Origin of the sequence: Citricoccus sp. NPDC055426 (assembly GCF_040677445.1) — a bacterium.
Lineage (GTDB): Bacteria > Actinomycetota > Actinomycetes > Actinomycetales > Micrococcaceae > Citricoccus.
Genome location: NZ_JBFARZ010000003.1, coordinates 333,468 through 348,776, shown reverse-complemented (window position 1 = coordinate 348,776; position 15,309 = coordinate 333,468). Strand labels below are relative to the sequence as shown.

Genomic DNA, 15,309 nt, shown 5'->3' with positions numbered 1-15,309 from the left:
TCTGGTGCGGATCTGGTGCGAGGTCCGGAGGCGCTGCCCGGATGATTCAGGTCGGCATGGTTCCCTGCCCTCCCGCGCCGGTGAAGTCGTGACCCATCTCCATGAGCCAGGAGGGCCGTCCGGAGATCTTGGCGTCGATGACCAGCGGCCGGTCACGCGGGGAGTCGAGCCATTCGGTGACCCCGGCCAGGTCGTCCAGTGAGCGGACGGTGAGGGCGTCACAGCCGTACCCTCGGGCGATGGCGGCGATATCCGTCTCCGGGAACCGGATGATCTCCTGGTCCCGGAGGGTGGACCCGGGGAAGAGGTGCACCTCGGCACCGTAGGCATCATCGTTGTAGACCACGATGAGCATCCCGAGCCTGAACCGGACCGCGGTGTCCAGCTCGGCGGCGGCCATCAGCAGCGAGCCGTCGCCCACGCCGAGGACGGAGAGGCGGTCGGGCCGGGCGATGGCCGCTCCGATGCTGCTGGCCAGGCCGAGGCCGATAGATTGGAAGGAGAGGGGCAGGCAGTAGCCCTGCTCGTCCGGCACCCGGAGGTGGGCGCCCGGGTAGGCATTGACGTTGCCGCCGTCCACCGAGACCACCCGCTCCATCGGGATGAGGGCGTCGAGGGCGTTGGTCAGGGCGGCCGGGTCCACGAACCCGGGCTCGTCCACCGGCTCGACGGGCTGGTCCTTCCAGTACCGGGCACGCTCGACCCGCTCGCGGACTTCCGGTGTCCGGTACCCGGTGCGGCGGCCGGTGCCGCCCAGCGTGTCCCGGACGGCACGGGCGACGACGGCCGCGTCACCGAGCACTCCGAGGTCCACGAGCCGGTGCCGTCCGATCGCCTCCGGGCGGTCGTCGACCTGCGCGATCCTCGCGTGTTCCGTCAACGTCCCGCCGCGGGTCGTCCAGTCGTTCAGGGCCGCCCCGAACGCGACGATCAGGTCGGCCTCGCGCACCAGGGCGGCCGCCTCCTCGGTGGCGAATCCGCCCATGATGTCCAGTGCCCACTCGTCACCCTCGAAGATGCCCCGCCCGCCACCGGAGGCGATCAGCAGGGCGCCGGCCTCTCCGGCCAGCGCGCGGAGTTCGCCCTTGGCGTCCTTGGCGCCCCGGCCGCCCAGGATGACGGGCCGGTCGGCTGAGGCCAGCAGGCTGGCCAGGTCTTCCACCGCCGACTGAGCCGGCTGGAGCGCGGGGTGTTCGAGGACCGTCACCGTCCGTGGACCCGGAAGTTCCACGATTTCCTCCTGCAGGTCGACAGGCATGGAGAGCACCACGGTCTGGCGATCGTGCCGGGCCACGTTGAAGGCTCGCGCGGCGTCGGCGGCAGCGGTGGCGGCCGAGTGGATGCGCAGGGGCACAGCCCCGGTGGCGGCTACCAGTGCGTCCTGGTCGACGTGGAAGTTGGAGGTCACGTCACCGACGGCGGTGTCCGCGGTCAGGACGAGGAGCGGCGTATGGCACTTGGCCGCCTCGGTGATCCCGGTGAGTGCGTTGGTGAGTCCACACCCCTGGTGCAGGCTGACGAGACCCACCTCGCCGGTGATGCGCGAATACGCGTCCGCCATGCAGGCCGCACCCATCTCATGGCGCGCGGCGTGGAAGGAGGCCCCGTGTTCGAGGAGCGCGTTCGTCACGCGGAAGTTCCCGCTACCGATGACCCCGAACACTGTTCGGGCGCCGAGGCCCGCGAGTACTCGGCCTATGACTTCGTGAACCCGGACCGTCTGCGACATCGATTTCCCGCTTACTTGTGCCGATGAGTGACCCGACCATATGTTTAGCTATGATCCGTCGTCAAGGTTATGAAAGCGACCTCAGATATCAGTCACATAAATAATGAAGGCAGGGCTGTTTCGCTCGACCTGAACCTTCTCCACACCTTCACCGTGGTGTACAGGATGCGGAGTATCACCGCCGCCGCTGAGAGCCTGGGGATCTCCCAGCCGGCCGTGAGTCATGCCCTGAAACGCCTCCGGCATCATTTCGGGGACGAGCTCTTCGTGCGGTCCCGCACCGGGGTCCAGCCCACCCACCTAGCGACCCGGATCTACGAGGAGCTGGGTGGCCCGATCGCCCGGATCGTGTCCGTGGCTGCGGAGCGGACCACCTTCGACCCGGGGCATTCCACCCGGCGTTTCCGCATCGCGCTGACGGATCTGGGCGAGGCGGCCCTGCTGCCGAGGATTCTGGCCGTGATGGAGGTGACCGGCCCGGGGATCCGCGTCGAGGTGGTGCGCCTGGACATCGCGACCGTCGCAGCCGAGATCCTCTCCGGAGATCTTGATGCCGCTATCTCCAGCTCACGGGTGGCCGGGCCCGCGACCGCCGAGGTTCTCTTCGAGGACCGGTACGGCTGCCTGGTGCCCGGGGACTTCGCCGAGGACCGGGGCGCGGTCCGGCTGGAGGACCTGCGCCGGCTGCGCGAGGTTAGGGTCGGCTCGTCCGCCGGGCACCAGGCGATCACCGATGTACTGGCAAGTGTGGGTCCCGACGTGTTCGCGGACGTCCCCCACGTCGAGGTCCAGGGTTTCACCTCACTGCCGAAGTTGGTTGCCCAGTGCGGCTTCGCGGCAATCGTGCCCATCAATGCCTTCCGCCAGCTCGCGCACGCCGACGACGTGAAGGTCCTGGAGCTGCCCTTCACCTCACCGTCGACCCAGGTCTGGCTCAGCTCGCAACGCACCGGGCGGGGCCGGGAGTCCTACGCGCAAGCCTGGTTCCTAGACGCCGTGCGTGAGGCCCTGCAGGCTACCTGACTGCGGGACATGGACGGTGACACGCAGGCCCCTGACAGCGTTCTCTGATAGACCAGCATCAGGGCGTCATCCCCGACGCCGCCACGTCCGCTGAGGAGAGAGAATCATGACTGCGTCTGCAGAGACCACCACCGCCACCTTCGCCGGGCAGCCGGTGGACACCCAGTTCATCGCCGGTGCGTGGCGCGAGGGCCGCTCGGAGCGGGTGAATACGGATACCAATCCCTTCGATGACTCGGTGGTGGCCCAGATCCGCCAGGCCTCGGCCGAGGACCTGGACGAGGCCTACCGGGCTGCTGAGGCCGCTCAGCCGGAGTGGGCGGCGACCGCTCCGTCCGAGCGGGCGAGGATCATCCGCCGCGCCGGGGACCTCCTGGAGGAGCGCCGCGAGGAGATCGTGTCCTGGCTGGTCAAGGAGGGCGGGGCGACGCAGATCAAGGCCAACGCCGAGGTCTCCCTGGCGGTGGGCATCACCACCGAGGCCGCCTCCTTCCCGACCCGCGTGCACGGCACCATCCATCCCTCGAACACCCCGAACCGGGAGATGCGGGTCTACCGCAAACCGGTGGGCGTGGTCGGGGTGATCAGCCCCTGGAACTTCCCGCTGCACCTGTCCCAGCGTTCAGTCGCCCCGGCGCTGGCCCTGGGCAACGCCGTGGTCATCAAGCCGGCCTCGGACACCCCGGTGACCGGCGGGCTGCTGATCGCGAGGATCTTCGAGGAGGCCGGCCTGCCCGCGGGCGTGCTGTCCGTCGTCGTGGGTGCTGGTTCCGAGATCGGGGACGCGTTCGTGGCGCACCCGGTGCCCCGGCTGATCTCCTTCACCGGGTCCACCCCGGTGGGCCAGAACGTGGGCAAGATCGCCACCGGCGGGGAGCACCTGAAGAAGGTGTCCCTGGAGCTGGGTGGCAACGCACCCCTCGTGGTGTTGGACGATGCGGACATCGATGCCGCCGTGGGGCAGGCCGTGCCGGGTACCTTCCTGCACTCAGGCCAGATCTGCATGTCCGTGAACCGGATCATCGTCCAGGCCCCGGTCTACGACGAGTTCGTGGAGAAGTTCACCAGTGCCGCCCAGTCCGTGCCGTTCGGGGACCCGAGCGGTGAGGGCACCCTGGTGGGCCCGGTGGTCAACGACTCCCAGCTCGAGGGACTGAAGCAGAAGATCGCCGGGGCGAAGGAGGCCGGGGCACGGGTGGCCGTCGGTGGGGAGATCACCGGACGGGTGGTCCCACCGCACGTGTTCGCCGATGTCGCCCCGGAGATGGAGATTGCCCGTGAGGAGATCTTCGGGCCCATGGTCGCGATCCTCAAGGCCGATGACGAGGCCCACGCCCTGCAATTGGCCAACGACCACGTCTACGGGCTGTCCTCAGCGGTGTTCACCCAGGACCTGGACCGCGGGGTGCGGTTCGCCCAGCAGGTCAAGGCCGGGATGACCTTCGTCAATGAGATGACCGTCCAGGACGAGGCTCACGTGGCCTTCGGCGGGGAGCGCAACTCCGGGCTGGGCCGGTTCAACGGCGAATGGGCCATCGAGGAGTTCACCACCGCCCACACCATCGGCGTCACCCGAATCTGACGGCCCGGCGCGGCCCGGCGCGGCCCGGCGCGGCCCGGCGCGGCCCGGCGCGGCCCGGCGCGGCCCGGCGCGGCCCGGCGCGGCGCGGCGCGACCGGGTGCGCAGGGCGAGGGCGCAGGCGAAGCAGACGGCCAGTTCCACCGCGATGACGGCCAGCATGAGGCCCGCGCCCGTGTCGATCAGCGGGCCGGCGGCCGTGGAGGCGGTGGCGCCGCCTTCGGTGCCGGAGGCGGCGGATGCCCCGTGGTGGTGGGCGGCTACGGGGAACCCAGTCAGTAGCCAGACATGCAGCAGGGCCATGGCGACGGCCATGGACCACAGGTGGCGCAATGACCTGGTGTCCTGGCAGCCGCTGGCCCGACGCGCCGGATGGCCCCCGGTGAGGGTACCGGGGCCGAGCAGACCCCGGAGCACGCCGAGCGCGCATCCCAGGCACCACAGGACCATGGCGGTCATCAGCCCCGTCAGGACCACCCTGTGCGGATGGCTGAAGAGCATCACGGCGTGCAGGGGCGCCGAGGCGAGTGCCAGCAGGGCCGCCGCCCAGGCAGCACCGGCCGCCTTCCAGGGCGCCGTCAGCGGGACCCGGACCGCCCGCGCCGCGGTGACCGGGCCGCCGTCGTGCCCCGTGCCGGTGGAAGCGAGGGACGCAGTGGACGCGGTGGTGCCCCGGGCGGCCTCGGGTGCCCGGGGTGCCACCGGCACCGGTTCAGTGGCAGCTGCAGCCACCATGCCCGTCCTGACTGTCCCGGCTGTCCTGACTGTCCCGGCCGGAATCAGTCGGCGCAGCGCAATGGCCCTGCACCGGTGCCGGGACGTCCAGCACCGGCGAGCGGTCGAAGAAGCCCTCGGGGCGCAGCCGGAAGCCGACGCTGTCCACCGGCATGATCGGCCAGTCCTCGGGGCGGGGGAAGTGGGTGAGGCCGAAGGTGTGCCAGAGGACCAGGTCCTCGCCGTCCACGTTCCTGTCGGCCGCGGTCCACTCCGGCAGCCCGGCGCCGCCGGAGTGCTGGTTGGGGAAGTCTCCGGTGGGGTACCTCTCCTCCTCCTGGTAGGGGGTGACCCACAGGGCCTTGGAGGCGAAGGTGGCCCGCCGTTGGATCGAGGAGTCCTCGGCGGCCAGCAGGGTCGGCAGGCCTTCCGGGTGGAGCTTGTAGGCCACGGGGTGTCCCAACCGGTTCGTGGACTCGGTGCTGGAGACCACCCAGGTGCGGTTGGCGCCCTGGTCGGCGTCGCGCTGGGCCTGGGACTCCGTGGCCAGCACGGTCCGGCGCCGGGTGAAGGCGTTGCCGCGGGGGTTGTCCTCCGAGACGGGAAGGCGCACGGCGTCCTCCTCCTCGACGCGGCACTTGCCGCCGTCCAGGGCGAAGTCGAGCCGGGCGGAGAACAGGTGCTGGTGGTAGGGCGCGCCCAGGCCCGGGGCCATCTCGGAGGCATAGTCGCTCGGCCCGTCCGGCAGGGCGGAGGTGAACACGATCCCGGTGGCCTTGGCCTCGAACTCGATCGTGCCGTCCAGGTACAGGTACCAGTAGAACCCGTAGTCGTAGTTGCCCACCGTGGTGAAGAACGAGATGACCAGGCGGCGGTTGCGCCGCGTGTAGGCGATGCCGGACCACAGGTCGGTGTGCTTGGAGAGGATGGACCAGTCCTCCTCGTGCATGCAGATGCCGTTGGCGATCTGGCGGGGTTCGCCGGTGTTGTTCGCCACCCAGGGTGAGAGGTAGGTGATCTCGCCCAGGCAGTCGCAGCCCAGCTCCAGCGAGTTGGCCCACTGCCCGACCAGGTACTCGCCGGTGTCGAAGTAGTTCTGCCAGGACCGCACGGGGGAGGGATCGCCGTAGGGGACCACCATCTCGGCGATCGCGGCGCGGTCCAGGATCCGCCGGGTACGCTCGCCGTCCCGGAAGGAGACGTTGCGCAGCACCACGCCCTCGCGCATGTCGAAGCCGATGTCCAGGGACCACTTCTCCCACTCGACGTGGTTGCCGTGGCTGACGGTAAAGGACGGGCCCTCCGGCTGGGTGATGGAGATGGGCTTCTGGGTGGTGCGCTCCGGGCCGGTCAGCTCGGGGTCGGTGTAGTTGCCGTGCTCGGCCGGCACCGGCATCACGCCCAGGTCGATGACCTGGTCCACGGTGCCGTTGGAGACGTCCACGTAGCCGACCAGCCCGTCGATCGGGTGGGCCCAGGCCGAGTCCGTCTCGTGCTGCTGGTGGAAGGCCAGGCCGCGCAGGATCCGCCGTCCCTGTTCCTCCGGGTACTCGAAGACGCCCGCGGACAACGGCGCCACGCGCACCTCCTCGACCGGTATCCCGCGCTTGGCCAGGGCCGCCAGCCACCGTTCGTCGCCCGCCAGCACCGTCTCGACCACCTCGAACTCCTCCTCCAGCACGGGCAGTTCGCCCGTGGCGGCGGTGTCCAGCTCGGCGCTGGACTCGACCCGGCGGTGGGTGGCGGAGACGATCGCCTCGTGGGAGCGGCCCCCGTCGGTGTCCAGGAGGAACACCCGGAAACGGCGGTCGACGCCGGCCCCCGCCCCGTCAGCAGCACCCGCCCCGTCAGCGGCCCCCGCCCCGTCAGCTGCCTCGGCGCCGTGGCCGCGGGCCGGCTCGAGCAGGCCGAGGTAGGCGATGCGCATCGACTCTGGGAAGAGCCCGGCGTCGGCCAGGACCTCGCGGACGGTGGTGATCTCCTCGGGGGTCTGCAGGGCCTCGGCCCGCTGGGAGATCTCCGCGGCCTCGGTGGTGTCAATCGCGGTCATGACCGGTCCTTTCCTGGGGGTGGGCACGTGGTCGGGCGGGGTCTCGGGATCGAGAACGGTGACCCACGTCACGTTTTATGTCTACAAGCGTAGAGAATAGGTCCGGACCGGCATGGTGGCAAGGGCCCGGCGGCATCTTCTCGGGCGGCATGCCCTCGCGCGGTGGCAGACTGGAGGCGGTAGCCGAGCGCGGCGGAAGGAGGAGAGGGTGCCCAAGGTGGTGGACCGCCGGCAGCGCCGGCTGGAACTGGTCGAGGCGACCTGGCGCATCATCGCCCGGCGCGGCATCTCGTCCGCCACCATGCGCCAGATCGCCGCGGAGGCCGGCTTCGCCAACGGTGCGCTGAAGCCCTACTTCTCCAGCAAGGCTGAGTTGATCGAGGCCACCTACGCCTTCGTGTTCGACCGCACCAACCGCCGCGTCGACGTAGCCGCCGAGGGGCTCGAGGGGCTGGCTGCCCTGGAGGCCTTCAGCCGCGAGGTGCTGCCCTTGGACGAGGATCGGCTGGACGAGGCCCGCGTGGTGATCTCCTTCTGGCAGGAGGCCGCGCATGACCCTCGGGCGGCCGAGTTGAACAACACCTCCATGGCCGAGTGGCGCCGCTCCATGGCCACGTGGATGGGGCAGGCGCGCGAGGCCGGCCGGCTGGACCCCGCCGTGGACATCCCCGCCGCCTGTGACGTGCTGCTCAACTTCATGCTGGGCGCCCAGATCTCCGCGGTCATGGACCCGGGCACGACGACGGCCGGGGACCTCCGGCGCCAGCTGGACTCCCAGCTGGGCCGGCTGCGCGCCAGCGGCTGACCCCCGTCTGAGGATCCTGCCTCGCTATCTGCGGTCTCGACCGGCGTGTCTCTACACATAGCGCGGCCGTGATGGGAGGGGTGGAAGGTTGTTTTCCTCCCGCTGGAGAAGAAACCGTGACGAACCGTGGCCCGCCGCCTAAAGTGGTGGCGAACGTGACCCGCGCCACATCATCCCCCCTCTTGGCGTCGGGTCGGCGTCTCAAGGGAGGAACCCATGTACCACCAGGATGCCGCCACGGACTTCGGCCGGTGGCGCGAACTCGTCTCCGGTTCGTTCGTGCCGCTCGAGGTCGAGCAGACCGGGCCGGGCCCGTTCCGCGGGCACCTGTCCGGCCGGCACCTGCAGGAGCTGGCCATCATGCAGGTCAGCGCCGGGGCGCACGCCGTGGTCCGCACCCCGGAACTGATCCGCCCAGCAACTGGTGCCCGGCCGGCGTCGGGACACTACAAGCTGAACCTCCAGGTCAGCGGCTACGGACTGCTGGTGCAGGACGGCCGCGAGACCGTGCTGTCCCCCGGGGACCTGGCGATCTATGACACGGAACGGCCGTACTCGCTGGCCTTCGAGGAGGAGTTCAGCACGCTCGTGCTGATGTTCCCACGCCAGCTCACGGGCCTGTCCGCCGAGGACATCGGGGAGATGACGGCCACCACCATGGGCGCGGGTCACCGGCTCGGGCAGGCCGTGGTGCCGTTCATCACCCAGATCGGCGCCATGCTGCCCACCCTGGACGGGCCGATCGGCCACCGCCTGGCCCTCAACGTCGTCGACCTGCTCTCCACCGTGCTGGCCGACGAGTTGTACTCGCGCCACGACGCCGACGGCACCCAGCAGAACCGGCTGCTGCGCCGGATCCACCACTTCATCGAGTCACAGCTGGCCAATCCGGATCTCGATCCGGACCTGGTGGCCGCCGCGCACTACCTGTCCACGCGGTCCTTGCACCAACTGTTCGCAACCACCGATCACACGGTGGCGCGCTGGATCCGGGTGCGCCGGCTCGAGCAGTGCCGCCGGGACCTGCTGGACCCCCTGCACCACGACCTCCCCGTCGGGGCGATCGGGGCGCGCTGGGGGCTGCCCGACCCGGCGCACTTCTCCCGTGTCTTCCGCGCCGAGTTCGGACGATCCCCGGCCCAGTACCGGAGCCTGCACCGCTGAGGGCGGCCCGGAAGAGGCCACCGGGCCCTGCGCTGATCGTCAAGGGCCGTGCCCGCAGGGCCAAGCCGCCACGCACCCCAGTCGGGCAGGGTGGTCAGCAATCCTCACCGACCCCCTGCCGACCCCCCCGGCGGAGGCGGACCCCCGGCCCGGCCTTCGCAGCCGGCCACGTACTCAGGAGGCGACGATGTCACAACCCACCACCACCCGGAGCACCTCCCGGGACACCTCCCGGGGCACTTCTCGGGGCACCGCCGACCGCTCCGACCGGCCTGCACTGGCCGAGAACGGACGCCTGGGCGCACGCCGGATCGGCATCCCCGCGCTGGTGTTCATGATCATCGCCGCCTCCGCGCCCCTGACGGTGGTGGCGGGCGGGGTGCCCAGCAACTTCGCGGTCACCTCGCTCGTAGGCATTCCGCTGTCCTTCATCGTGCTCGGCGTCGTCCTGGTGTTGTTCGCGATCGGCTACGCGGCGATGAGCCGGCATGTGCACAACGCCGGGGCGTTCTACGCCTACATCGCCAAGGGCCTGGGCAAGCCCGCCGGGGTGGGGGCCTCACTGGTGGCCGTGGTCGCCTACAACGCCATGCAGATCGGGATCGCCGGGATGTTCGGCTTCGTCTTCTCCTCCTTCCTGGAGGGGATGTTCGGCATCGCGCTGTCCTGGTGGGTCTGTGCCCTCATCGCCTGGGTCGCCGTGGGACTGATGGGCATCACCCGCGTTGACCTCTCGGCGAAGGTCCTCGGCATCGTGGTGGCCCTCGAGTTCATCGTCGTGATCATCTTCGACGCCATGTCCCTCGGAGCCGCGCCGGAGGGCATCACGGCCGACGGCTTCCTGCCGGAACAGCTCTTCGCCACCGGTGTGGGCGCCGCACTGGCCTTCTCCATCGCCGCCTTCATGGGGTTCGAGTCCGGGGCCATCTACAACGAGGAGGTCAAGGACCCGCGGCGGACCGCCGGCATCGCCACACTGATCGCCATCTGCATCATCGCCCTGTTCTACGCGTTCTCCTCCTGGGCCATGGTGGTGGGCGAAGGCGCCTCGAACGTGGTGGCCCGCTCCCAGGAGTTCGGCCCCGATCTGATGTTCGTCTTCTTCGCCGAGAACGCCAGCGGCTGGTTCGTGACCCTGGCCAACCTGATGTTCCTCACCAGCCTCTTCGCCGCACTGCTGGCCTTCCACAACATCGTGGCCCGCTACTTCTTCGCCCTCGGACGGGAGCGGGTCCTGCCCGGAGTCCTAGCGAGGACCGGCGCCCGCTCCGGTGCGCCGGTGGCCGGGTCCCTGGCCCAGTCGGCCCTGGCCCTGGTGGTCATCCTGGTGTTCGCCGTGGTCGGTGCCGGCTCCGGCGACCCGCTGTTCCCGGTGCTGACGCTGTTCACCTGGCTGACCAACATGGGCGCCTTCGGCCTGGTGCTGCTGATGGCCCTGACCTCGCTGGCCGTCCTCGGCTTCCTGCGTCGGTTCACCGCCGACTACGGAGTGTGGACCCGGATCATCGCCCCGGGGCTGGCCGCCCTCGGGCTCATCGTCCTGTTCATGCTGATCGTCGCGAACTTCAACGTGCTGATCGGCCTGGAGGGTGACAGCGTCCTGTCCTGGCTGCTTCCGGCCATCGTGCTGGTCCCGGGCCTGCTTGGCACCGTCTGGGCCTGGTGGCTCCGCTCCGAACGGCCGGAGACCTACCGTGGGATCGGCGCCGGTGGTGCACTGGACTGACCGCCACCTCGACCCCAGACATCCCTGACACCCGTCACCGCTCACGAAAGGAACACCATGACCACCGAATCCACCACCACCGAGGCCATCGCCGGACTGACCACCGTGAAGGACCTGATGGCCGCGATCGAGGCGCCGGAGGGGCAGGGGGTGGAGATGATGGACCCGGCCACCGGCAAGCTCGTCGGACGGGCCCCGCAGCGCACGGAGGCCGACCTGGACGAGGCGGTGGCCACCGCGCGGGAGGCACAGCGCAGCTGGGCCGCACGGTCCCACGCCGAGCGTTCCGAACTGTTGAACCGGGCCGCAGACGCGGTGGAGGCTTCGGCGGAGGCGCTGGCCGCACTGCTGTCCCGGGAGCAGGGCAAGCCGCTCAACGGCCCGAACGCCCGGTTCGAGGTCGGTGCCTGTGCAGCGTGGCTGCGCGCCAACGCCGGGTTCCAGATCGAGCCGGAGGTCCTGGTGGACGATGAGTCCGGCAAGGCCGTCATCGACTACGTGCCCGTCGGCGTGGTCGGGGCGATCGGGCCGTGGAACTGGCCGATGATGATCTCGATCTGGCAGATCGCCCCGTCGCTGCGGATGGGCAATGCTGTGGTGCTCAAGCCCAGCGAGTACACCCCGCTGTCCGTGCTGGCCCTGGGGGCGGTGCTGAACCAGGTGCTGCCCGCGGGGCTGATCCAGGTGCTGGCCGGCCCGGGTGAGCTCGGGGCGGCGCTGACCGCCCATGCCGGCGTCGACAAGCTGATGTTCACCGGCTCCACGAAGACCGGCCAGGCGATCATGCGTTCGGCGGCGGACACCCTGAAGCGGCTGACCCTGGAACTCGGCGGCAATGACGCCGGGATCGTGCTGCCGGACGCCGATCCGGAGGCGATCGCCGAGGACGTGTTCTGGGGTGCGTTCATCAACACGGGCCAGACCTGTGCGGCGCTGAAGCGGCTGTACGTGCACGAGTCGCAGTACGAGGCGATGTGCGAGGCGCTGGTGGGCGTGGCCCAGAAGATGCCGATGGGCGTGGGACTCGAGGAGGAGAACGTGCTCGGCCCGCTGCAGAACAAGCAGCAGTTCGACATCGTCGCCGGCCTGGTGGAGGACGCCCGCAACGGCGGGGCACGGATCCTGATGGGCGGAGACCCGGTACCGGACCAGCCGGGCTACTTCTACCCCACGACCCTCGTGGCGGAGATCGACAATGACAACCGGCTGGTCTCCCAGGAGCAGTTCGGCCCGGTGCTGCCGATCGTGAAGTACACCGACCTGGACCAGGCCATCGCCTGGGCCAACGGACTCGACGTGGGCCTGGGTTCCTCGGTCTGGGGCACGGACCTGGACGAGGCCCGCGCCGTGGCCGCACGCCTGGCGGCCGGCACCACCTGGATCAACAAGCACGGCGCCGTGGACCCGCGGGTTCCCTTCGGCGGGGTGAAGAACTCCGGCTACGGGCTGGAGTTCGGCGTCGAGGGCCTGAAGTCCGTGGCGTTGCCCAAGGTCACCAGCTGGTGAGCTGAGCCGCCATCAGTTGTGGGGTTCGGTGGGCGTGGACGCCCCACGTACCCCTACCGGATCCCGCAACTGATGGTGCCCGGCCGCCGTCGGGCACAGGGTGACCCAGCCCCGTCACAAAGGTGGGGGCTGGGTCACTTTGTGCCTGGGAGGCGTGGCTGGGAGGGGTGGCTACCGCTTGCGGTACAGCGCCTTGCGTTGGAAGCGGGGCTCCGAGGTGACCAGGGCGCCGAGGGACCGGAAGATGCCCTCGTCCACGGTGCCCAGGATGGTGGTGGTGTGCACGTCGCAGCCGGAGAGGTTCTGCAGCTCGTCCAGGGCCCGCCGCGCGTTCTCGTCCGAGGCCGCGGACACCGAGAGCGCGATCAGCACCTCGTCCGTGTGCAGCCGCGGGTTCTTCGAGCCCAGGTGCTCGGTCTTCAGCGTCTGGATCGGCTCGATCGAGGCGGGGGAGAGCAGGTGCACCTCGTCGTCGAGGCCCGCCAGCTCCTTCAGCGCGTTGAGCAGCATCGCGGCCGAGCAGCCCAACAGGTCCGAGGTCTTGCCGGTGACGATGCTCCCGTCCGCCAGCTCGATCGCGGAGCCCGGCTCCCCGGTGCGCTTCTCCACGGCCAGGGCGGGGGCGACGACGGCCCGGTCGCCCGGGGTGCAGCCGGCCCGGGACATGATCATCGCCACGCGCTCTGAGACATCCGCCTCGGCGTCGTTGATCCGCTCGTCCACGAGGGCCTTGTAGTACCGGCGCACGATCTCCTGGCGAGCGGCCTCGCGGCACACCCCGTCATCCACCATGCAACTGCCGGCCAGGTTCACGCCCATGTCCGTGGGGGAGCGGTAGGGCGAGGAACCGGTGAGCTGCTCCAGCAGGGCAGTGAGCAGGGGGAAGACCTCCACGTCCCGGTTGTAACTGGTGACCTGCTCCCCGTAGGCGGCCAGGTGGAAGGGGTCGATCAGGTTGATGTCGTCCAGGTCCGCGGTGGCCGCCTCGTAGGCGAGGTTCACGGGGTGGTCCAGCGGCAGGTTCCAGATGGGGAACGTCTCGAACTTCGCGTAGCCGGAGGAGATGCCGCGGGCGTGGTCGTGGTACACCTGCGAGAGGCACGTGGCGAGCTTGCCCGAACCGGGCCCCGGGGCCGTGACGACCACGACGTCCCGGGTGGTCTCGGCGTACTCGTTCAGCCCGAAGCCCTCCGCCGAGACGATCCGCCGGGTGTCCTGCGGATAACCCGGGATCACCCGGTGGCGGGCCACGGTCAGGCCCAGCCGCTCCAGGCGCTCGGCGAAGGCCAGCGCCACCTGGTTGGAGTCCTCGAGCTGGGTCAGCACCACGTGCTGCACCAGGAAGCCGCGCTCGCGGAACACGTCCACGAGGCGCAACACGTCCTCCTCGTAGGGGATGCCCAGGTCCGCCCGGACCTTCTGCCGCTCCAGGTCCTTGGCGTTGAGGCAGATCAGGATCTCGAGCTCGTCCTTGATCCGCTCGAGCATGGCGATCTTGTTGTCCGGCGTGAAGCCCGGCATCACGCGGGAGGCGTGGTGGTCGTCGAAGAGCTTGCCGCCCATCTCCAGGTACAGCTTGCCGCCGATCTGCTGGCGGCGCTCCTCGATGTGACGGGACTGCAACTCCACGTAGCGGTCTCGGTCGAATCCCAGGGGGCGGGCGGGAGCGGGGCGGGCAGACGAGACGGTCACCGGAACCACGCTAGCACCGGCAGCCCGCCGTGGCCCGGCGGCTATCCCACCCGTGGCCGGTCGATCGCCAGGACCTCGCCCAGGGTGCCCCACTCGTTCCGGCCCAGGCGGGTCAGCGGGTCCAGCTTCTGCGCGAGCGGCAGGGTCCGGCCGCGGGCGTCCGTGCCCAGCGTGTCCGTGTCCACCGCCACGTGGACCACCCGCCCGAGCACCATGAAGTTGCCGCCCACGGGCAGGATGCTCTCCAGCACGCACTCCATCACGGCGGGGGAGCCGGCCACCCGGGGAGGGGCGACGGCGGCCGAGGGCTCGGCCTCGATCCCGGCGGCCCCGAACTCGCTCACCTCGGAGGCGTAGGGCGCGGAGGTCTGGTTGGCCGCCTCGAACTGCGGCCGGGAGACGAGTGAGACCGTGAACTGGCCGGTGGCCTCGACGTTGTTCAGGGTGTCCTTGCGCGTGGTCGAGGAGAACATCACGATCGGCGGCTCCTCGGAGACCATCGTGAAGAACGAGTGCGGGGCCAGGTTCGCGGTGCCGGCGGCGTCCACCGAGCCGACCCAGGCGATCGGCCGCGGGATGAGGATCGACTTCACGAGCAGGGTGGTCTCCCGATCGCCGAGGGCGGCGGGATCGAACTCGGTGCGCGAGGTGCTCGGGGTGCTCGAGGCGTTCGGGGTGCTCATGGGGACAGTCTGGCAGGGGCCGGCCCGGCTCCTCCACAACGGACCGATTGCTCTGGGCTTATCCCCAATAGCCCCTGACGCCCGACCACGGGCGCACCGCGGTCCCTAGCGTGGTTTCGGACGGAGCGTGGAGGGACGGGAGGACGGGCATGACAGAACCCAGTGGAGCCATGGCAGCGGCCCACGCACTGGTGGGAGGGGCCTTGCCCCTGCCGGGCCAGATCCTCCAGCCGGAGGTGCTGTGCCCCGCCGTGGGGATGGCGGTGGACCTGGTGGCCGGGGATGAGCAGCTGCTCCGCGTGCTGGAGGCGGCCGTGGTGCAGCTGCACCAGGTGGTCGAGGAACTGCGGCTGGTCGGCTCGGGTACCCGGGGCGTGGCCGAGTCGGTCCACGGGCTGACGGCCATGGACTGGCGCTCACCGGCGGGAGAGGCCTTCGCGGAGCGGAGACAACGCCTGCGGGTACGAGCAGCAGACCTGGCGGAGGTGGCCGAGGAGTCCGCTGCCTTGGCCCGGATGTCGATCGGCGAGCTGCAGCAGCAGATCGCCCGGCTCCGGGAGACACTCACGGCGGCCAAGGCGGCGGTGGCCACCGCCGCCACCCTGGGGGTGTGCTGAGGTGGCCGGCCCCGGGGTTGG

At 70.2% G+C, this 15,309-nt stretch carries 11 protein-coding genes; 7 read left to right on the top strand and 4 right to left on the bottom strand.

Features of this window, described 5'->3' with window-relative positions:
* Nucleotides 1-46 precede the first annotated feature (46 nt).
* Complete coding sequence (locus AB0K08_RS07355; protein ID WP_363352917.1) at nt 47-1,729, bottom strand: thiamine pyrophosphate-binding protein; 1,683 nt, start codon at nt 1,727-1,729, stop codon at nt 47-49.
* Nucleotides 1,730-1,798: 69 nt separating this feature from the next.
* Here AB0K08_RS07355 and AB0K08_RS07350 point away from each other — a divergent pair, with 69 nt between their 5' ends.
* Both AB0K08_RS07350 and AB0K08_RS07345 read left to right on the top strand, forming a co-directional pair.
* Nucleotides 1,799-2,752, top strand: a complete 954-nt coding sequence (locus tag AB0K08_RS07350; RefSeq protein ID WP_363352915.1) for a LysR family transcriptional regulator — start codon at nt 1,799-1,801, stop codon at nt 2,750-2,752.
* Between the two features lie 106 nt (nt 2,753-2,858).
* Entirely contained in the window at nt 2,859-4,334 is a 1,476-nt protein-coding gene (locus AB0K08_RS07345) for an aldehyde dehydrogenase family protein (RefSeq protein ID WP_363352913.1), read from the top strand.
* A gap of 709 nt (nt 4,335-5,043) precedes the next feature.
* Here the strand turns inward: AB0K08_RS07345 and AB0K08_RS07340 are convergent.
* Nucleotides 5,044-7,095 carry a primary-amine oxidase gene (locus tag AB0K08_RS07340; protein ID WP_363352911.1) on the bottom strand — a complete coding sequence of 684 codons (2,052 nt, stop codon included), beginning with the start codon at nt 7,093-7,095 and terminating at the stop codon, nt 5,044-5,046.
* Between the two features lie 208 nt (nt 7,096-7,303).
* Here AB0K08_RS07340 and AB0K08_RS07335 point away from each other — a divergent pair, with 208 nt between their 5' ends.
* The 4 genes from AB0K08_RS07335 (at nt 7,304) to AB0K08_RS07320 (ending at nt 12,296) form a co-directional block, all read left to right on the top strand.
* Nucleotides 7,304-7,900 carry a TetR/AcrR family transcriptional regulator gene (locus tag AB0K08_RS07335; protein WP_363352910.1) on the top strand — a complete coding sequence of 199 codons (597 nt, stop codon included), beginning with the start codon at nt 7,304-7,306 and terminating at the stop codon, nt 7,898-7,900.
* A gap of 216 nt (nt 7,901-8,116) precedes the next feature.
* A complete protein-coding gene (locus AB0K08_RS07330; RefSeq protein WP_363352908.1) occupies nt 8,117-9,064 on the top strand; it encodes a helix-turn-helix domain-containing protein in 948 nt (315 codons plus the stop codon).
* Nucleotides 9,065-9,251: 187 nt separating this feature from the next.
* A complete protein-coding gene (locus AB0K08_RS07325) occupies nt 9,252-10,790 on the top strand; it encodes an APC family permease (RefSeq protein WP_363352907.1) in 1,539 nt (512 codons plus the stop codon).
* A 57-nt stretch (nt 10,791-10,847) separates the two neighbouring features.
* A complete protein-coding gene (locus tag AB0K08_RS07320) occupies nt 10,848-12,296 on the top strand; it encodes an aldehyde dehydrogenase family protein (RefSeq protein ID WP_363352905.1) in 1,449 nt (482 codons plus the stop codon).
* 171 nt (nt 12,297-12,467) lie between these two features.
* Here the strand turns inward: AB0K08_RS07320 and AB0K08_RS07315 are convergent, their stop codons facing one another.
* Together AB0K08_RS07315 and AB0K08_RS07310 are read right to left on the bottom strand one after the other, a co-directional pair.
* Nucleotides 12,468-13,988, bottom strand: a complete 1,521-nt coding sequence (locus AB0K08_RS07315) for a DUF1846 domain-containing protein (protein ID WP_363352903.1) — start codon at nt 13,986-13,988, stop codon at nt 12,468-12,470.
* Nucleotides 13,989-14,029: 41 nt separating this feature from the next.
* On the bottom strand, nt 14,030-14,671 hold the full coding sequence (locus AB0K08_RS07310; RefSeq protein ID WP_363352902.1) for a flavin reductase family protein: 642 nt from the start codon (nt 14,669-14,671) through the stop codon (nt 14,030-14,032).
* 149 nt (nt 14,672-14,820) lie between these two features.
* Here AB0K08_RS07310 and AB0K08_RS07305 point away from each other — a divergent pair, with 149 nt between their 5' ends.
* Nucleotides 14,821-15,288 carry a hypothetical protein gene (locus tag AB0K08_RS07305; protein ID WP_363352900.1) on the top strand — a complete coding sequence of 156 codons (468 nt, stop codon included), beginning with the start codon at nt 14,821-14,823 and terminating at the stop codon, nt 15,286-15,288.
* The last annotated feature ends 21 nt before the right edge of the window (nt 15,289-15,309 follow it).